The sequence below is a fragment of the Bogoriella caseilytica genome (assembly GCF_003752405.1).
Classification (GTDB): Bacteria; Actinomycetota; Actinomycetes; order Actinomycetales; family Actinomycetaceae; genus Allobogoriella; species Allobogoriella caseilytica.
The window spans coordinates 1,181,969-1,199,996 of sequence record NZ_RKHK01000001.1 but is presented as its reverse complement, the minus strand read 5'-3'; the positions used below and the strand labels follow the sequence as shown (position 1 = coordinate 1,199,996).

General features: G+C 67.8%; 14 protein-coding genes. 8 read left to right on the top strand and 6 right to left on the bottom strand.

Features of this window, described 5'->3' with window-relative positions; genetic code table 11:
* The first annotated feature begins 48 nt into the window (after positions 1-48).
* Both EDD31_RS05355 and hemQ read left to right on the top strand, forming a co-directional pair.
* Positions 49-1,164 (top strand): ferrochelatase, encoded by a 1,116-nt coding sequence (locus tag EDD31_RS05355; RefSeq protein ID WP_123303245.1) that lies wholly within the window; start codon positions 49-51, stop codon positions 1,162-1,164.
* Positions 1,165-1,180: 16 nt separating this feature from the next.
* Entirely contained in the window at positions 1,181-1,912 is a 732-nt protein-coding gene (gene hemQ, locus EDD31_RS05350; protein ID WP_123303244.1) for a hydrogen peroxide-dependent heme synthase, read from the top strand.
* A 1-nt stretch (position 1,913) separates the two neighbouring features.
* Here hemQ and EDD31_RS05345 read toward each other — a convergent pair whose 3' ends face one another.
* The 4 genes from EDD31_RS05345 to EDD31_RS05330 all read right to left on the bottom strand — a co-directional run bounded on the left by EDD31_RS05345 (position 1,914) and on the right by EDD31_RS05330 (position 5,450).
* A complete protein-coding gene (locus EDD31_RS05345; protein ID WP_123303243.1) occupies positions 1,914-2,753 on the bottom strand; it encodes a fructosamine kinase family protein in 840 nt (279 codons plus the stop codon).
* Between the two features lie 21 nt (positions 2,754-2,774).
* Positions 2,775-4,475 carry an alpha/beta hydrolase gene (locus tag EDD31_RS05340; RefSeq protein ID WP_148058869.1) on the bottom strand — a complete coding sequence of 567 codons (1,701 nt, stop codon included), beginning with the start codon at positions 4,473-4,475 and terminating at the stop codon, positions 2,775-2,777.
* Positions 4,476-4,519: 44 nt separating this feature from the next.
* Positions 4,520-4,765: a WXG100 family type VII secretion target gene (locus EDD31_RS05335; protein WP_148058868.1), complete on the bottom strand. Its 246-nt coding sequence runs from the start codon at positions 4,763-4,765 to the stop codon at positions 4,520-4,522.
* A 187-nt stretch (positions 4,766-4,952) separates the two neighbouring features.
* The gene (locus tag EDD31_RS05330) at positions 4,953-5,450 is read right to left on the bottom strand and encodes a hypothetical protein (protein ID WP_123303240.1); all 498 of its coding nucleotides are present in this window, start codon (positions 5,448-5,450) and stop codon (positions 4,953-4,955) included.
* A gap of 312 nt (positions 5,451-5,762) precedes the next feature.
* Here EDD31_RS05330 and EDD31_RS15070 point away from each other — a divergent pair, with 312 nt between their 5' ends.
* From EDD31_RS15070 to EDD31_RS05300, 6 genes are all read left to right on the top strand, one after another.
* The gene (locus EDD31_RS15070) at positions 5,763-10,586 is read left to right on the top strand and encodes a S8 family serine peptidase (protein WP_123303239.1); all 4,824 of its coding nucleotides are present in this window, start codon (positions 5,763-5,765) and stop codon (positions 10,584-10,586) included.
* Between the two features lie 164 nt (positions 10,587-10,750).
* Positions 10,751-11,140, top strand: coding sequence for a phage holin family protein (locus tag EDD31_RS05320; RefSeq protein ID WP_123303238.1), 390 nt, complete (start codon positions 10,751-10,753; stop codon positions 11,138-11,140).
* Complete coding sequence (hisC, locus tag EDD31_RS05315) at positions 11,137-12,216, top strand: histidinol-phosphate transaminase (RefSeq protein ID WP_245990934.1); 1,080 nt, start codon at positions 11,137-11,139, stop codon at positions 12,214-12,216. Before EDD31_RS05320 ends, hisC begins: the two co-directional genes overlap by 4 nt.
* Positions 12,217-12,305: 89 nt before the next feature.
* Positions 12,306-13,463, top strand: a complete 1,158-nt coding sequence (locus EDD31_RS05310) for a thiamine pyrophosphate-dependent enzyme (RefSeq protein ID WP_123303236.1) — start codon at positions 12,306-12,308, stop codon at positions 13,461-13,463.
* Positions 13,460-14,500 (top strand): alpha-ketoacid dehydrogenase subunit beta, encoded by a 1,041-nt coding sequence (locus EDD31_RS05305; RefSeq protein WP_123303235.1) that lies wholly within the window; start codon positions 13,460-13,462, stop codon positions 14,498-14,500. Before EDD31_RS05310 ends, EDD31_RS05305 begins: the two co-directional genes overlap by 4 nt.
* A 10-nt stretch (positions 14,501-14,510) precedes the next feature.
* Positions 14,511-15,929 carry a dihydrolipoamide acetyltransferase family protein gene (locus tag EDD31_RS05300; RefSeq protein ID WP_123303234.1) on the top strand — a complete coding sequence of 473 codons (1,419 nt, stop codon included), beginning with the start codon at positions 14,511-14,513 and terminating at the stop codon, positions 15,927-15,929.
* Between the two features lie 113 nt (positions 15,930-16,042).
* Here the strand turns inward: EDD31_RS05300 and EDD31_RS14860 are convergent, their stop codons facing one another.
* Entirely contained in the window at positions 16,043-16,174 is a 132-nt protein-coding gene (locus EDD31_RS14860) for a putative transporter small subunit (protein WP_211336059.1), read from the bottom strand.
* Positions 16,171-17,802, bottom strand: a complete 1,632-nt coding sequence (locus EDD31_RS05295; protein ID WP_123303233.1) for a sodium:solute symporter family protein — start codon at positions 17,800-17,802, stop codon at positions 16,171-16,173. The genes EDD31_RS14860 and EDD31_RS05295 overlap by 4 nt, the downstream gene beginning before the upstream one ends.
* Positions 17,803-18,028 lie beyond the last annotated feature (226 nt).

Below are 18,028 nucleotides of genomic sequence, written 5' to 3'. Positions count from 1 at the left end.
CTTTCGCCATGCGACGACGGCGTGTAGTACTTCGGTCATAATGGAGTCGTGACCTCCCCACTCTCGCCGTACGACGCGGTGCTCCTCCTTTCCTTCGGTGGCCCCGAGCAGCCCGACGACGTGGTCCCCTTCCTCCGCAACGTCACACGGGGGCGAGGGATCCCGGATGAGCGCCTGCGTGAGGTGGGCGAGCACTACTACGGCTTCGGCGGCAAGAGCCCGATCAACGACCAGAACCGCGCACTGCTGGCGGCGCTGGAAGCGGAGTTCGAGTCGCGCGGCATCCAGACGCGGCTGGCGTGGGGCAACCGCAACTGGGATCCCTACCTGATCGATGCCTTGCGTGATCTGCACGAGGCCGGTGCCCGCCGTGTGCTCACCCTGGCCACCTCCGCCTTCGGGTCCTACTCCGGATGCCGCCAGTATCGCGAGAACATCGCTGCGGCCCAGCAGGAGCTTGCCGCCGAGGGCCGCACGATCGAGGTGGACAAGATTCGGCCCTTCTTCAACGCACCCGGATATGCGCAGGCGAATACTGATGCCGTGGTGGCTGCCTATGAGCAGCTTGGTTCCATTCCTGCACCGGAGAATCCCCTCGTTTTTGTCACGCATTCGATTCCCACCACCATGGAAGTTGCTTCCGGAATGCGCACGGCTGCGTCCTATTCGGCTCAGCACCTCGATCTCGCGGCCTTCGTCGCGGCCGGGGTCGCCGAGCGGCTCGGCGCACCGGTGCCGTGGGAGCTGGCGTACTGTTCGCGCTCCGGCACGGCCTTCACGCCGTGGACCGAGCCTGATGTGAACCGGGTGCTGGCCTCCCTGCACGCCGACGGCGCTGCGGGTGTGGTGCTGGCCCCGATCGGATTCATCTCGGACCACATGGAGGTCATCTACGACCTCGACACCGAGGCCAAGGCCACCGCAGAGGAACTCGGCCTCGGTTTCGCGCGCGCCGCCACCGCCGGCACCCACCCGGAGTTCGTGACCGGGCTGGTCGACCTCATGCTGGAACGTGCGGCCACCGAGCGGGGCCAGGCGCCCGAACGGCACGCCGTGGGAGCGCTGGGGCCATGGCGTGATGGGTGTGCCCCGGGCTGTTGCTTCCTGCGCGCCGGGGTCGATTCCGGTGTGCCCGCGGCGTGCGAAGCCTCTGTCCCTGCCTGATCTGAAGGAGTACTGCATGACTGACGCTGCCACCGCGCGTATTGGCGAGGGGCTGAGCCCGGAGCAGACCGAGGCCATCAACACCGAGGTCCGCTACACCATGTGGTCGGTGTTCAAGACCATGGGGCCACTGCCTGCCGATGACGAGGTGCGCGCCGCCATGGTGGCCGCCGCCGAAGAAGCGGTGGCCGGCACCGGCGTGGTGGTGCGCGGCTGGTACGACGTCGCCGGTCTGCGCGCCGATGCTGACCTGATGGTCTGGTGGCACTCGGAGACGATCGAGGAATCCCAGGCGGCCTACCACGCGCTGCTGGCCGCCGATCTGGGGGCTCGCCTGGAGCCGGTCTGGTCGGTGGCCGGGCTGCACCGCCCGGCGGAGTTCAACAAGCGGCACATCCCGGCCTTCCTCGCCGGGGAGGACCCGCGCGACTACCTCTGCGTGTACCCCTTCGTCCGCTCCTACGAGTGGTATTTGCTCCCCGAAGAGGAGCGTCGTGACCTGCTGCGTGAGCACGGCCTGGCGGCACGTGACTACGGTGACGTGCGCGCGAACACGGTCTCGTCCTTCGCCCTGGGCGACTACGAGTGGATCCTGGCCTTCGAGGCCGATGAGCTCTATCGCATCGTTGATCTCATGCGGGAATTGCGCGACACCGGAGCCCGACGGCATGTGCGCGAGGAGATCCCCTTCTTCACCGGACCGCGCGTAGACCTGGCCGACTGGGCGGACCGCCAACCCCGAGCCTGACTCAGTAGCGCCCGGCCAGAGCAGCGGTCTGAGCGCCGTAGCCTCCGCCGAAGATCGCGGCATGCACGATGAGCATGTGCAGCTGATGGAGCCCCACGCGCTCCTGCCAGCCCTCGGCCAGTGGGGAGGCTTCGTTGTAGGCGCCCACGATGCGCTCGCGGTGCGGCGCCCCGAAGACCCCGAGCTGAGCCAGGTCGGACTCGGCATGGCCGCCGTGTGCAGCCGGATCGATCAAGGTTCCGATGACTCCGGTGCCCCGCCCGGCACCGCTGTCCGTCGCCCACATGACATTGCCCGACCAGAGGTCACCGTGCAGCCGCGCCGCGTGGTGGCCGGCCTCGCGGACCAAGCATGGTTGGGGCGCATCGAACTCCCCGGCGGCCACCCGCGCCACGCATCGCTCAACGACGGCGGCCCCGGCGTGGTCGAGGCTGCCGTTCTCGAGTGCGGGGCGCAGGTAGGGCAACAGTCGGTCCTCGGCGTAGAAGGCACCCCAGCTGGCCGGTGGCTCCTGTCGCAGGGGCAGGCGTGTGGTGCCCATGTAACCCTCCGGTGCGGCGTAGCCGGGCGGGGCGCAGCCGAACCAGGCCGCTCCCGCGGCGTGTGTGCGGGCCAGCGCCCGGCCGAAGGCCTCGGCTGCAGCAGCCGTGGGCTGGGCCTCGCGGAGGTGCCGAGTGTGCAGGGCGTCCGTGGCCAGCTCGACGACGTCGACCACGGGGGCGCCGGCATCGCGCTGACTCCCGGACTTGCGCGGGCGCGCGGCATCGGCAAGCCTGCGCAGCCCGGCCGCCTCGAAGGCCAGGGCCTGGGCCGGGCCGGTCTTGCGGAAGGTCTCCCTCATGACTCCAGCTTCTCTCGTTCGTCAGAACCTCTCGACCTCGAAGGTGTAGGCGCGAGTGCTGGTCACCTCCTGGCCTGCTCCGAAGGACCTCTCGACCTCGCCGTGTACGTGCTCCAGGCGAGGGTCGTTCAGGTCATCCAACCGTCCGGCGACGTCGACGTAGGGTTCCAGGTGGTGGGTGCGCACCAGATTGAACGAGAACGGGCTCAGTGCCGCGACCGTCACCCGGTTCCCCGTGGCGGGGTCGCGTGCCCCATCGAGTCCAGCGACTGGGTCTTGGCTGTTGATCAGATGCAGGGCGGCCGTGTTCTCCGGGATCTCGACCTGCGCCGTCGGGCTGCCGAAGGTGACCACAGATGAGATCTCGTATTGGCTCTGCAGGAGGGGATCAGCGGAGAGCTCTGCCGCCACAATGCCCCCCTGTGAGTGCCCGAAGAGGCTGACCGGTTCGCCAGGCTGGATGCCCACCTGGTCCATGGCCTGCGCCACCGCCATAGCCATATGCGTCTGCTCGCCGGCCACCCCCGCCATGTTGGTGTCCATATCCATCACCTGGCTGGTCCCGACGGTCCAGTCCTTGGTGCCGGGAATCAGCACCGTCCAGCCGCGTTCTCCATCAGCGGTCGTGGTGTTCACGATCTCGATGGTGCCCGTATCGGTGGCATCGAAGTGCTCGTTCACGGTCTCGAAGCGCCGCAACACCTCGGCGGTACTCAGAGGTTCGATCTCGGTGCCGAAACCGACCGGCACCACCTTCGGGCCCGTGTCCAACGGAGTACCGCCACGAATGCCGTTCTCGGTCAGCGGTATGCCCTGCCAGCTTCCAAGCCGGCGCTCACCTCGGGAGTTCACCGGCACCGAGCGCACTGCCTCGAAGCCACCACGTGGCACGGTTCCGAGCAGCTGGCGCGCCGGTCCGAACAGCATGTGCATCCACGCCACGCTGGTGAGTGCCGTGGCCTGGACGTTGTTGTGCTCTTCTCCGGGAGTGGGAAGGCCAAGGCGTGTCAGTGTCTGATCGGCGAGAGGGCTTCTCCAACTCGGCAGATGACCGGCGAGGTGATCGACGTTGTTGCGGACGATCACGCCGTTCGGTATGTCGCTCCCCGCGACGAGGGCTGCCGCCAACACCATGAGCGAGCCGGCGAGCCGCGCGGCGCCGCGGGCATCCTGGGCGGCCTGGAAATACGGTGACTGCGCGGTGATCCCCTGCAAGGCTTCTTGAGAACGGGGGTGAAAGAACGTCAACCAGGCGTCTGCGCTCGTGAGGCCACCCAGGCTGAGGAATGGGGTCACGAGCTCAATGGGCCTGGGCTCCTCGCCGAAGCGGGAGACGGCGAGCAGCCCGAGCCGCTCGGCGATGAGGTCGGGCGCAGTGAACAGGTTCGTGACCACTGCCTCGGTGTCGTCGTAGAGGTAGCGCACCTGACGGACACGCCAGGCCAGGCTCTCCAGTTCACCGACGAGCGCAACGAGGCCTTCCGGCCCATTCCGCAGCTGGGCGAGCTGACCGTGGAAGGCGAAGAAATGATGGCCCACAGATTGACGTGCGGCCGCGCCCGCCACTCCCATGTCGACCTCGTCGAGCTGCCTGACCAGCCCCACGATCTCGTCGGCGAGCTCGCTGAGCATCGCCGCCGTGGTGGCGAGATCCTCGGTGTCGACGTCCTGGTCGGGAGCGAGCACCATGAGGTGCGGATCGGCGGAGTTCGTCACGCTCATGGTTCCCGTCGCTGACGAGCCATCGCCGCTGGCCGAGTCCATGCTCAACGCTCGAGCAGCTCGGTTGCGGCGGTGTTCTGGGCCTGGGTCAGATTCCACTGCAGCGTGCCCGCGAGCTCCAGGGCCCGGTCGGCATGGAACCTGGCGCCCTGCAGGGCCTCGTGGAAGGAATCTGCCGCGCTCCCGCGCCATGACGACGTATGCGCAGCCGAGATCTCCTCACCCACCGCGGCGATTCCATTGCTCACCTGCCCGACGCCGATCGAGGCATTGAACATCCCGTAGTCCATGAGCACCTCCCGCTCTCCGTGAATCCCGAGGGAACCGTAGAAAGAAGGAAGGCCTCCTCTCGCGGGCCGCGGGACGTACTGTGGATGCGGAGGATGTCCAGCCAGACAGTGTGGAGGAGGGCGCGCTGTGGCGGACTGCGAGCCGTCTGTGCTGGAAAGGTTCGCGCGGTCCTGCGGTCCCTGGGCCCTACTGGGACGGTGCTGTTGGGCCGAAGGTCTCGACCGGGCTCCAGCGGTACGCCGCCTGATCACCATCAACGGCCGTGGTCACCGCCTGGATCGAGTCGAGCTCAGTCCCGTCGGCCTGGAGTGCGTGGCATTCGGTGGAGGCGTCGGTCTCAGCGGGTAGATCGGCGTCGCACTCGATCCGCGCCTCGAAGCCCGTGGCCTCTTCATATCCCTGGGCGAGCTCTGCCTCGAGGGCTTCGGCCGGGATCGCCCCATTGACCACAGCCAGGATCCCCGAGAAGACGTATTCGTCGTCCGCGTACGGGTCGAGATCCTGCTGTGGTGGCGACTCCTCCGGGTCTGTGGCATCACCGCTGTCGTCGTCGGGGGCGGTCTCCTCGGGTGGTGCGGTCGCCTCGTCCGCTGGTGTGGCCGGGTCGTCACTTCCGCAACCGGGGAGGGCGAGTACTCCGGCCAGCGTCACCACCAGGATCAGGGAAAAATTTGTCCGCAGCACGCTGGCTCCTTTGGTGAGGGGCGACCTGCTCCTTCGGTGAGGGCGTTCGGCTACCTGCACGGCACGCAGCCGTGTTCCCCACTGTGCCAGAGAATGCCGCGAGGAGTGGCGCTGCCTGCTGCTTCGCGCCGAAACACGCACCCCATCTGTGGCCCACCGTTTACTCACCGGAAACATTCCGGGCCGGAAAGTAACGAAACCGTGACGGGACTCTCGTATTGTGGCCTGCGCCTCGGTCTTCGTTCCTACCTGGACCCGGGGTCGCAGTCCGGGCGCACCACGAGGTGTGCGACGAGTCCTTGGGGGAAATGAATGAGTTCACGCAGGTCCACGGGCGCACGCGGCGGGGCACGTGCCCTGGTCGCCGGCCTCACTGGGGCGCTGGTCGCCTCGGCACTGACTGCCACCTCGGCCTTCGCCGAGCCCAGTGGCGAAATCGACAGCATCGTCACCGCTGAGGCTGTTGCCGAGGACGACGGTCCGGCACCGGTTTTCCAGAGCGAGGCGGCTCAGCGTGCCAATACCGGCCTCTGGGTCGTGCAGCTCGAGAAGCCGTCGGCCGCCCGTTATGGCGGCGGCGAGCCCGGCCTGGCCGCGACCAGCCCCCAAGCCACCGGAAGCGAGCGTCTCGATGTCGACGATGCCGCGGTCCAGCGCTACACCGATCACCTCAGCGGCGAGCACGCGGAGTTCCTCACTCGAGCCGAGGAAGCCTTGGGTCGCCGCGTGCAGGTCGAGGCCCAGCTCACGCTCGTGGTCAATGGCTTGATCCTCCAGGTCAGCGCAGAGGAAGCGCAACGCTTGGCAGAACTCGAGGGCGTGGCCGCGATCTACGAGGACGAAGTCCGGGAGGTTCAGACCGAGGTCTCCAACGACCTCATCGGATCCCCAGCGGTGTGGCAAGGCGACACCGGCACCGGCAGCGTCGCCACGGGCGCGGGCATCGTCGTTGGCATGCTGGATACCGGCGTGAACCCCAACCACCTCTCCTTCCAGCCCGAGACCGATGAGTATGACTATCCAGCTCCGGACCAGTACTTCGGCGCGTGCGGCGGTGCGCCGTCGCAGGGCAACTACGACATCTGCAACGACAAGCTGATCGGCGCCTGGAACTTCTACCCGGAAGAGACTGACCCGCGGGACTTCGACTCACACGGTTCGCACGTCGGCGGCACCATCGCCGGCGCAGCCCACGACGGTGATGTGCTGGTCGGCACCACGGTGCACGAGCTTCCCGGCATCTCCGGAGTTGCCCCGCACGCGCAGATCATCTCCTACAGGGTCTGCGGCGGCGAGGATGGCCGGTGCTTGTCCACCGCGAGCGTCCAGGCCGTTCAGCAGGCGATCGAGGACGGCGTCGACGTTCTGAACTACTCCATCAGTGGTAGCGACAATCCCTGGAATGACATCGTGGATCAGGCCTTCCTCGATGCTTACACCGCCGGCATGGTCGTCTCTGCTTCGGCCGGGAACGATGGCCCGGGCGCCGGCACGGCTGCGAAGTCGGGGCCGTGGAACTTCTCCGTGGGTATGACCACTACCGACCGCACCATCACTTCCAGCGCCGCCCTGACGGACCGGGAAGAGTTCAGCGAGATGGACTTCGTTCCGGCGGAGGGACTCGCACCCCAGGAGACCGTCGTTGCCCCCCTGCTCTCGGCCCTGGTGGAGAGCGGCGATGCCTGGGGTTGCTCGCCTTTCGATGAGGGAACTTTCGAGGACTCGGTGGCGCTGATCCAGCGAGGCGAGTGCGAGTTCACCCAGAAGTTCCTCAACGCCGAAGCAGCGGGAGCGGTGGCGGTGGTGCTCTACAACAACGAGCCCGGCCCGCCGATCGGCGCCGCGCAGAGTGGCACCCTGCCTGAGCCGGGTATCCCGGCGGTCATGATCTCGATGGCCAATGGGCTGGGCATTGAAGAGCTGCTCGCGCAGGACGAGGAGCTCGAGATCACGATCAACACGGAGACGGTGTACGAGAGGGAACCCGGTACCGAAGACTGGCTCTCGGCAGGGTCCTCCCGGGGGCCCTCGCAGCACGACCTGCTGCTGCCCACATTCTCGGCTCCCGGGGTGAACATCCTGGCTGCGGCCTCGGATCCGCCGGAGTACTCGGACGATTCCTACGCGGTCCTCACTGGCACATCCATGGCGGCCCCGCACGCCGCTGGCGCTGCCGCGTTGCTGAGGGAGCTCCGGCCAGAGATGTCGCCGGCTCAGATCCGCTCCGCGTTGTCGTCCACGGCTGTGTACGACGGCGTCGTGAACGAACTCGGCGAGCAGGCGCACTGGCACCAGATCGGCGCCGGCCGGATCGATGTTGAGGCTGCCTCCCGCGTGGGATTGGTGCTGGACGAGACCGCAGAGGCCTTCGGGGCTGCCAACCCGGCGGACGGCGGAGACCCGCGCACCCTCAACATGCCTTCGTTCGTGGACCAGACCTGCGTCTTCGACTGCGAGTTCACCCGTGTGGTGAGCAATGCGGCGGACACCACGGTCACCTACGACCTTGCCGGTGACCCGGCCTTCGGCCTGGACGTCTCGGTCACGCCGGCGCAGGTGACCCTGGCACCCGGTGAGTCCGCGGAGATCACGGTGGGTGTGGACGTGACCGGCCTGGCGTATGACTCGTGGGTCTACGGCAATGTGCTTGTGACGACCGGAGGGACCTATGCGGGTGGGGCTGCGGTCGCGCAAGGCCACTTCCCCGTGGCTGTGGTGCCCACCGAGCCGGCACCGGAGATCACGCTCGACCCGGAACAGGTCGAGCTCTCTGCCGCCCCCGGCGCTCAGGTGACCGAGGCCGTGACCGTGGGTAACTCCGGAACTCTTCCGCTGGACTGGGAACTCGTGGCCACCGGCGCCGGTACGGACGCTCGGCCCCGTTCTGCGGATTCCGGGTACTTCTCGGACTACTTCAGTCAGTTCGACGCCGGGGTCTATGCCTTCGATGACTTCACGCTTTCCTCGACTGGCTCGATCTCGGACATCCTGGTCGAAGGTTTCGTGAACGGCGGCAGTCTGGCTCAAGGTGCCGAGGCGCTGACGTGGTACATCTACCCCGACGAGGACGGCCGGCCGGCCGGTCACCCCGAGGACGGGCAAGACGCTCACGTGTGGACCCACACCACCTCGGTCGATGATCCGGCGATCTCGATCCCGGAGTTCCAGAGCGTCAGTCTCGATCTTGTCGAGGCCACTGGCGCGGACGTGGCGCTTGATGCCGGTACCTACTGGATCACGTTCTTCCCCACGGTGGTCGGTGACGAGTTTTGGTATTGGTTCCAGGCGGCGCCGTCGGGCAATCCGGCCATGATCGCCGATCCCCAGAACTTGCTCGGAGAGGGCGCGGGCTGGCACGAGATCGGCGCCATCGCCTCCCTCGAAGGATTCGCTTTCACCCTCGAAGGCGAGTTCGGGTACGACCTGCCCGGCGACGTCGAGTGGCTCGACATCTCACCGGTTTCCGGCACCGTTCCGACCGGTGACTCGCAAGAGATGGTCCTCGAGATTGACACGACCGGCCTCGAGGAAGGTCGGTACGAGGCGGTGGTGGGCATCGGCTCCAACGATCCTCACCGGCCCGTGGCCGTCCTGCCGGTGAGCCTGGAGGTGGCCATCCCGCCCGCCGAGATCGAACTCTCCCCGCGCCAGATCGTCGGTGCGGTGCCACAGGGTGGAACCGGTTCGGCCACGCTCGACATCAGCAACCCCGGTGGTGAGGATCTGCTCTGGGAGTTCGTCGAGCCTGGGCCTTCCGCGCCGATCGAGGAGCCTCGGGTCCTTGTTCCGCGGGCTGCGGAGGTCGATGGGTCGCCGGCAGAACGAGCCACGGTGCCCGAGTCCTCCGCCGAGTCCAGGAGTCCCACCACGGTCACTGCGGCCGACTCAGGAATCCAGGACGGCGGCTTTGAGGCCGGTACGCCTAACCCCTACTGGGACGAGCACTCCGACGCCTTTGGCACGGTCATCTGTTCTCCTGGTTGTCTGGAGAACGACGGCCCAGGGCCCTACGCCGGCTCCTGGTGGGCATGGTTCGGCGGCGTGGCGACAGGCGACGCCGGTTTTGTGGCGCAGGATGTGGTGCTCGAGCCAGAGCAGTCGCAGCTCTCCTTCTACCTGCAGATTCTGGACGCCGGGGTGGACTCGGACTGGTTCGCCGTCCTGCTCAACGATGAGGAGACCGTCTTCGAGGTCACGGCCGCGGAGGCGGGCGACTACGCCGAGTACACCGAGGTGACCGTTGATCTCAGCGAGTACGTCGACGGTGAGGTCCACACAGTGCGATTCGCGTCGGTGACGGAGTCCTCGACGAACTTCTTCTTGGACGAGGTTGCCTTGGGCGCGCCGGACGCAGAGCCGACTCCGCCCGCGTGCGACATTCAGCCGGAGTGGCTGGGCCTCGACCCGGTCTCCGGGGTCACCGCCCCGGGCGGAACCACGGCGGTGGAGGTCTCCTTCGACGCCACCGAGCTCGAGCCGGGCACCTACACCACGGTGCTGTGCCTGGCCAGCAACGCGACGGACGGCGTGATCGAGGTCCCGGTCGCCCTGCTGGTGGAAGAGGGCGACCTCCGGGCCGAGACCACCATCACCTGGGAGGTGGAGGCCGAGGAGGTCGAGGTTGGCGAGACGATCGTCATCTTCGGTGAGGTTGTCCCTGCTGCAGGCCGCGATGCGGTCTTGCGGGAGATCCTCGACCTGCAGCCACTGAGTTCCTCTGCGGACGTCTCGGATGAGGAGCTCGAGGCGATGGGTGAGTCCGGGTCGTTCCGCTTCTCGGTGCCCGCGGGCACCGAGGTGGGGGAGCGGGTGTTCGAGGTGTACGTCGCCGAGAACGAGGAGGCGCTAGCCGCCGTGACCGAACCCATCGTCGTCACGGTGGTGGAGCCGGGGGCGACACAGGAGCCCACGGACCCTGAGCCCACGGACCCTGAGCCCACGGACCCGGCGCCCACCGACCCAGGGCAGCCGGGTGGCGATGACTCGTCCGCGCCCGGAGCTCCGGATCCCGGCCGCCTGAGCGAGACCGGCGTCCAGGTGGCACTCCTGGTGCTGGGAGCCATGCTGCTCCTGCTTGCCGGTACCGCAGCGGTGGTCTCCACCCGGCGGAGAGCGGGGGAGCGTCCCCAGGCCTGACCTGGAGCGCCTGCCCCGGCGGCGCCGTCCACCCCGGACGCGGGGAGCTCTCTCGAGGTACTGCTCGAGAGAGCTCCCCGCCACGGTGGCTTCGCGGCGCCTCCTGCCACCAGTGCGCCCGGAAACTCGCCGCCGCGAGGTCGCGTTAGTGGGAAGATGGGGCCATGCGGTTCATTCTTCGACTCCTCATCAACGCTGCCGCGATCGCCTTCGCCTGGTGGCTGATCCCCACGGTGGAGATCACCCCCACGGGCGACACCGCAGAGACGTTGCTCGCGCTCGGCGTCGTCTCACTGATCTTCACCCTGGTCAACAGCCTGGTGAAGCCCATCGTGCGACTCCTGTCCTTGCCCCTGTACATCCTGACGCTCGGGCTCTTTTTCTTGGTCATCAACGCTGCGATGTTGCTGCTGACCAGCTGGATCACCGGCTTCACCTCCTTTGGCCTTGAAGTGGGCAACTTCGGATGGGCCATGCTGGCGGCGCTGGTGATTGCCATCGCGAGCTGGATTCTGCAGATGCTGTTGGGTGATCCGAAGAAGAGCCGGCGTTGAGTGAGGCGCTCGGGCACGGCGTGACCCCCCGGCCCGAGATCGCGGGCTTGCCCGCCTATGTGCCCGGCCAGCGGCCAGAGCCCGGCCGGCGGATCTTCAAGCTCTCCTCCAACGAGGTCGCCCTCCCCCCGCTCCCCGCGGTGATGGCAGCGATCGCCGATGCTGCGGGGGACGCGAACCGTTACCCGGACATGTACGCCACCGCGCTGACCGAGGCCCTTGCCGCCCATGTGGGCGTGGGTGCCGACCAGATCGTCGCCGGCAACGGCTCCGTGGCGGTCCTCTCGCATGTGCTGACCGCCGTATGCCGGCCCGGCGATGAGGTGGTCATACCGTGGCGCTCCTTCGAGGCCTATCCGATCGTGTTGTCGGTGGCCGGTGCCCAGGCGGTACCCGTCCCACTCGACGCCGAGGGACGTCACGATCTGGCCCGGATGGCAGACGCCGTCACCGAACGCACCAGGGCCGTCATGCTGTGCACCCCTAACAACCCCACCGGCCCGGCGCTGACCCACCGCGAGGTCCGTGACTTCCTCGCCGCCGTGCCGCCGCAGGTGCTCGTGGTCCTGGATGAGGCTTACCTCGAGTTTGTCCGCAACGACGATCCGGTCGACGGCGTCGCGCTGGCCGCGGCGCACCAGAACCTGGTGCTGCTGCGGACCTTCTCCAAGGCCTACGGCCTGGCCGGCCTGCGGGTGGGGTATGCCGTGGCCTCGCCGGCACTGGCCGGCGCGGTGCGTTCCGCGTCCACGCCATTCGGTGTCAATGCTGCGGCACAGGCGGCCGGGCTGGCGGCTCTCTCGGCCCAGCAGGAGGTCGCCGCCCGGGTGGCGTCCGTGGTGAGAGAGCGCGAGCGGATGCGCTCGGCGCTGCTCGCCATGGGTTGGCAGGTCCCCGATCCGCAAGGCAACTTCCTCTGGTTTCCCCTGGGTGACCAATCCCTCGCATGTGCGCGCGCCGCGCAGGAGGCCGGAGTGCTCGTGCGGCCCTTCAGCGGCGACGGCGTGCGGATCTCCGTGGGTGAGCCCGAGGCGAACAGCCTGGTGCTCGAGCTCGCCGAGAGCTGGTTGACCTGAGCCCAGCGGCTCCAAAACCGGCCGGCGGGCATCTTTGTGGGTTTCCTCCAACCACACGCATACCCTTCGTAACCTACGATCCCGTAGGTATGGAGACCATTCAGCTCCTCGATCCGGCAGGACGACGGTGCGCAGAGGGCCCAGCGGCAACGGCCGCCGAGCTCGCAGGCCTGCGCCTGGACACCACCGCTATCGACGATGACCTCATGCGCGCCATGTACCGCGACATGGTCCTCACCCGTGCCTTCGACAATCAGGCCACGGCGCTGCAACGTCAGGGTGAACTCGGCCTCTGGGCGCAGAGCCTGGGCCAGGAGGGCGCTCAGATCGGAGCCGCCCATGCGCTGGAGGAGGACGACTACCTCTTCCCCTCCTACCGCGAGCACGGCATGGCGCAGGTGCGCGGGCTGGATCTGCGGGAGATCCTCCCGCTGTTCCGCGGCACCCAGCACGGCGGGTGGGATCCCGCGGCACATAACTTCCATATCTACTCCCTGGTGATCGGCACCCAGACGCTGCACGCCGTCGGGTACGCCATGGGCCTGCAGCGTGACGCCAAGCGCGCCGCGGCGGCTCAGCGTGCGGACGGCGATGGCGCGCACACCCAGGCCACCGGGAGCCGCGCCGTCATGGTGTGCTTCGGCGACGGCGCCACGTCCCAGGGTGACGTCAATGAGGCGTTGGTCTTCGCCGCCTCCAGCCAGGCGCCCGTGGTCTTCTTCCTGCAGAACAACCACTGGGCCATCTCGGTGCCCAGCTCCACCCAGTCGCCGGTGCCGCTGGCCAGCCGAGGCGCGGGCTTCGGCGTCCCCGCCGTGCGGGTGGACGGCAACGACCCGCTGGCCAGCTACGTGGTCACTCGCGCCGCACTGGAACGCGCGCGTCGCGGCGACGGCCCGGTGCTCATCGAGGCCGTGACCTACCGGATGGGCGCGCACACCACCTCGGATGACCCCACGCGCTACCGCGAGGCCGCCGAGGAGCAGGCGTGGGCGGAGCGTGACCCCATCGCCCGGTTGCGCGCCTACCTCGAGGCCGAGCAGCTCGCCGATGCGGACTTCCTCACGGGAGTCGACGCCGAAGCCGACGAGTTCGCCGCGGCCACCCGCGAGCATTGCCGCGCACTCGCCGCCGCGGACGTCGAGGGCGGGATCTTCGACCACGTCTACGGTCTGCCCCACGCGCAGGTGCGCGCCGACCGTGACGCGCACCGTGACTTCGAGCAGTCTTTCGAGGAGAGCCGATGAGCGCGACCACCACGCCGGTATCCACCGGCACAGCCACCCTCCCGCTGGCCAAGGCCATCAACGAGGGCCTGCGCGCAGCCCTGGGACGCGACGACTCCGTGATGCTGATGGGTGAGGACATCGGGCCACTGGGTGGCGTCTTCCGCATCACCGACGGCCTGCAGGCCGAGTTCGGCGCCGACCGGGTGGTCGATACCCCGCTGGCGGAATCCGGCATCGTGGGCACCGCAATCGGGCTGGCTATGGCGGGCTACCGACCGGTCTGCGAGATTCAGTTCGAGGGTTTCGTCTACCCCGCCTTCGACCAGATCACCAGCCAGCTGGCCAAGATCCGCTACCGCTCCTCCGGTGACCTCGAGGTGCCGGTGGTCATCCGTATGCCCTTCGGCGGCGGCATCGGCGCCATCGAACACCACAGTGAGTCTCCCGAGGCGTACTTCGCGCACACCGCGGGCCTGCGCGTGGTCTCCCCGGCCACCGCCGCTGACGGCTACGCCATGATCCAGCAGGCCATCGCCTCGCCCGACCCGGTCATCTTTCTCGAGCCCAAGGCCCGCTACTGGGACAAGGCCGCCGTCGATCTCGGCTCCGAGGTGGACCTCAGCACGGAGGGCCTGACCGACGGGCTGCACGCCGCCCGCGTGGTGCGCCGGCCCGCAGAGGGTGCCCAGGCCACGCTTGTCGGCTATGGGCCCACGGTGAAGACCTTGCTGACGGCTGCGGAACTGGCCGCACAGGACGGCCAGCAGACCGAGGTCATCGACTTGCGTTCGCTCTCCCCTCTCGACGTCGACACGGTCGCCGCCTCGGTGGAGCGCACCGGCCGGTTGGTGGTGGCGCACGAGGCGCCCGGGTTCCTTGGCCCCGGTGCCGAGCTCGCCGCTGCGGTGACCGAGCGGTGCTTCTACTCTCTTGAGGCGCCGGTGCTGCGCGTGGCCGGCTTCCACACGCCCTACCCGGCCTCGGTCCATGAGGAGCATTACCTTCCCGGGCTCGACCGTATCCTCGACGCCCTCGACCGTGCGCTGAGTTACTGAGAGGACCACGATGCGCTACCTCCACTTCAAACTCCCCGACGTCGGCGAGGGGCTGACCGAGGCCGATCTCGTCTCCTGGGCCGTGGCCCCGGGCGACACGGTGACGGCCAACCAGCTCCTGTGCGAGATCGAGACCGCGAAGTCGGTGGTGGAGCTGCCCAGCCCGCAGGCCGGGGTGGTGCGCGAACTCCTGGTCAGCGAAGGGCAGACGGTGGACGTCGGGGCGCCGCTGCTCGTCATCGATACCGACCCGGGCAGCCCGGAAGGCCCGGACGACGGCGCCGCCTCGGGTGCTACTGCCGAACCGGCGCCCACCGCGGCGTCCGGCGGCACGGACGCAGGCGAGGCCTCGGAAGAGGATGGTGAAAGTTCCGGATCGGTGCTCGTGGGTTACGGCACCTCTGGCGCGGCGAGTTCGCGGCGCAAGCGCAAGAGCACCAGCCCGGATGAGCCGGCCCCCGCCACGCCCCCGAGCAAGCCCGCGGCTGTCAGCGCCCCGGAGCAGGAGCCCGCGCCGCGCCCCTCGGACGCCCGGGTGCTGGCTAAGCCGCCGGTGCGCAAGCTCGCCAAGGATCTCGGCGTCGACCTCGCCGCCGTGTCCGGCACCGGGCCCGGCGGGATCATCACCCGTGAGGACGTGCACGCCCATGTGGGCCGCACCGATGCGCAGTCCCTGGCCACCTACCCCGGCGAGCCCTGGCTCGAAGGCGGAACGGTCTCACCCGATGGCCGCACCACCCGGGTGGCCGCTCGCGCGGTGCGCCGGCGGACCGCGGAGGCCATGGTCAGCTCCGCCTTCACGGCGCCGCACGTGACGGTCTTCCACACGGTCGACATCACCCGCACCATGGAGCTGGTGGAGCGGCTGAAGTCCGACAAGGAGTTCGCCGGCGTGCGGGTCACCCCGTTGCTGGTGGTCATGAAGGCCTTCCTGCTCGCCATCCGCCGTCACCCCGAGGTCAACGCCTCGTGGGACAGTGAGCGCGAGGAGATCGTCTACAAGCACTACGTGAACCTCGGGATCGCCGCTCAGACACCGCGCGGGCTCATGGTGCCCAACATCAAGGACGCGCACCGCCATTCGATGCTCGAACTCGCCCACGCGCTGGGCGATCTGGTGGAGCGTGCCCGCGCGGGCAAGACCCAGCCTGCCGAGATGAGCGACGGCACCGTCTCGATCACGAATGTGGGCGTCTTCGGCATCGACACCGGCACCCCGATCCTCAACCCGGGTGAGTCGGTGATCCTGGCCTTCGGCGCCGTGCGTCCACAGCCCTGGGTTCACCACGGCGAGATCGCCATCCGCCAGGTCACCCAACTCGCGCTGTCGATGGACCACCGCCTCGTGGACGGGGCGCTGGGCTCGAAGATGCTGGCCGATGTCGCCAGGATCCTCGAAGACCCCGCCCAAGCCTTCGTCTGGAGCTAGCCCGAGGCGGGCGGTTCTGTGCCAGGTGTCGTCCGGCGCCCGGAGGCCTGCACTGCCCCGGGGGCGCCAGGTAGTCCTGGCGCCCCCGGCTCATCGTGCGCGCGCTCAGCCGGCTAGATGATGTCGCGGCCTTCGCGCTTGGCTTGGCGCCAGTCGGAAATGAAGGCGCGCAGGATGATGACACCCGTGACCGCCAGAATCCCCGGCCACATCAGGGTGTAGATCGTCAGGATCGTGGTGCTCACTTGTGCTCCTCACTCGAGGTGGATGCGTGCTCGCGCTGGTCGAACTCACCGGTGCGCTGCGCGATCAGGTCGAAGTCGAAACGCGTCGTCTGGCGGAAGGACATCAGATAGCAGACCACCGTGCTGACGGCGTAAGCCACCAGGGAAGCGCTCAACGTGGCGTACTCGTGCAGGAAGCCCAGGATGAAGGGCGCCGAGGCGATCGAGGCGACCAGGCCGACGATCTTGCCGACCTTGGGGCCGAAGAAGCCGAAGGCCATCAGCCCCAGGACCACCCCGACGCCAATCACCGACAGCACATCCACGAGCAGGCCGGTCACCGCATTCATCGGGATCAGTGAGAAGCGGACCGGGATGAACAGGGCCAAGGCGGCCAGCACCGAGATGGTGAAGGCCTTGTTGGTGACCTTGTCCCAATAGAAGCTGGCCAGCACCGGGAAGACCAGTGCACCCCAGAGCGCCCCGACGAAGACCAGCAGGTCGAGGATGTCGAGCTCGAGGGTCGCCAGGATCACGGCCGCAGCGGTGGCGGTCACCATCGTCATCCGGCCGATCAGCAGCATCTTGCGGGGGTTGGCCTTGTCCTTGCCCGCCACGTTCTGGCCGTAGATGTCGGCCATCACGATCGAGGAGAGCGCCGAGAGGTCGGAGTCGGCAGTGGAGGAGAGCGCGCCGATGATCATGACGAAGAAAACCGCAAGCAATGCTGCGGGCAAATAGCTGGCCGCCATCTCCGGGATGATGTCGTTCTCGCGGCCGGTGAAGTCCAGCCCGAGGTAGAGCGCCAGTACACCGAGCATGCCGACGCCGATCACCATGGCGCCATAACCGATCGTGGCCGTGACGAAGGTGGGCCGGATCAGGTCCTTGCGCACCGCGAAGAGTCGCTGGGCAATGGTCTGATTACCGATGGCGTAAGCCAACACGGCCGCAATGTAGGGGGCGCCCTGTTCGAGGAAGGCATCGGAGGAGAAGAAGCTCCCCTGCTGAGCCGTGAGGTTCGAGGCACCGGTCTCGAAAGCGCTGGGGAAGTCGGCGGCGAAGAAGATGAAGGGGACGATGATCACCACGGCGGCGAACATCGCCATGACCTGCACGAAGTCCGTCAGCACCGAGGCCCGGAACCCTGACCAGAGCGTGTACAGCAGCACACCCGCCGCGATGGCGATGACGCCCTGGGCGAAGGTGAACGGCGAGAGGAACGAGATGAGCACGCCGCCGGCGATGAAGTTCGAGAGCAGGCTCAGGAGGGACCCGCCGACATTTGACCCGGCAAGGATGAGCTGGCTGGAGCGCCCGTGGCGCGCGTACATCACCTCGGCCAAGGTGTGCGCTCGGGGTGCCACGGTACGAATGCGCTTACCGAAGGGGTAGATGAACAGGATCATCAACGCGCCCCACAAGCCGTAGTGGATCGGGCCCGAGACGCCGTAGTTGTAGCCGGAAGTGGCCGAGGCGTACATCGAGGAGGCCCAGATCCAGGTGGCGGTCATGGAGGCCGCAGAAATCCCGAAACCAATCTTCCCACTGGCGGTCATGTACTGATCCGCGTTCTCTTTTCGTTTCCGGATGCGCATGGAAATGAAGAGTGTTCCACCGTAGAACAACACGAGTAGAATGACGGTCATCAGGGCGCCGAACTGAATAGTCTCATTGTTCACGCGCCACCTCCCTTTTTTGTTGAGAAAGCTCTCTGTCAAGAAGTGTGCTGGGTCACGACTCGTGGCGGCTGTGCGGAGCGGAAGGCTGAGTGCCGACCGGTTTCTCTGCGCGCGCCCTGGGGCGATCGATCACACTCCTCTTCTCGTCCGTGCCGGCAGTGTCAGGCAAAACTGCAGGTCAGCGGGATGAGGG

What these genes read in the sequence shown, in the direction of transcription:
- hemQ (WP_123303244.1), top strand. Translation starts at nt 1,181, where the DNA reads ATGACTGACGCTGCCACCGCGCGTATTGGCGAGGGGCTGAGCCCGGAG.
- EDD31_RS15070 (WP_123303239.1), top strand. Translation starts at nt 5,763, where the DNA reads ATGAGTTCACGCAGGTCCACGGGCGCACGCGGCGGGGCACGTGCCCTG.
- EDD31_RS05335 (WP_148058868.1), bottom strand. Translation starts at nt 4,765, where the DNA reads ATGGACTACGGGATGTTCAATGCCTCGATCGGCGTCGGGCAGGTGAGC.
- EDD31_RS05320 (WP_123303238.1), top strand. Translation starts at nt 10,751, where the DNA reads ATGCGGTTCATTCTTCGACTCCTCATCAACGCTGCCGCGATCGCCTTC.
- EDD31_RS05310 (WP_123303236.1), top strand. Translation starts at nt 12,306, where the DNA reads ATGGAGACCATTCAGCTCCTCGATCCGGCAGGACGACGGTGCGCAGAG.
- EDD31_RS05340 (WP_148058869.1), bottom strand. Translation starts at nt 4,475, where the DNA reads ATGAGCGTGACGAACTCCGCCGATCCGCACCTCATGGTGCTCGCTCCC.
- EDD31_RS05300 (WP_123303234.1), top strand. Translation starts at nt 14,511, where the DNA reads ATGCGCTACCTCCACTTCAAACTCCCCGACGTCGGCGAGGGGCTGACC.
- EDD31_RS05295 (WP_123303233.1), bottom strand. Translation starts at nt 17,802, where the DNA reads ATGACCGTCATTCTACTCGTGTTGTTCTACGGTGGAACACTCTTCATT.
- EDD31_RS05345 (WP_123303243.1), bottom strand. Translation starts at nt 2,753, where the DNA reads ATGAGGGAGACCTTCCGCAAGACCGGCCCGGCCCAGGCCCTGGCCTTC.
- EDD31_RS05305 (WP_123303235.1), top strand. Translation starts at nt 13,460, where the DNA reads ATGAGCGCGACCACCACGCCGGTATCCACCGGCACAGCCACCCTCCCG.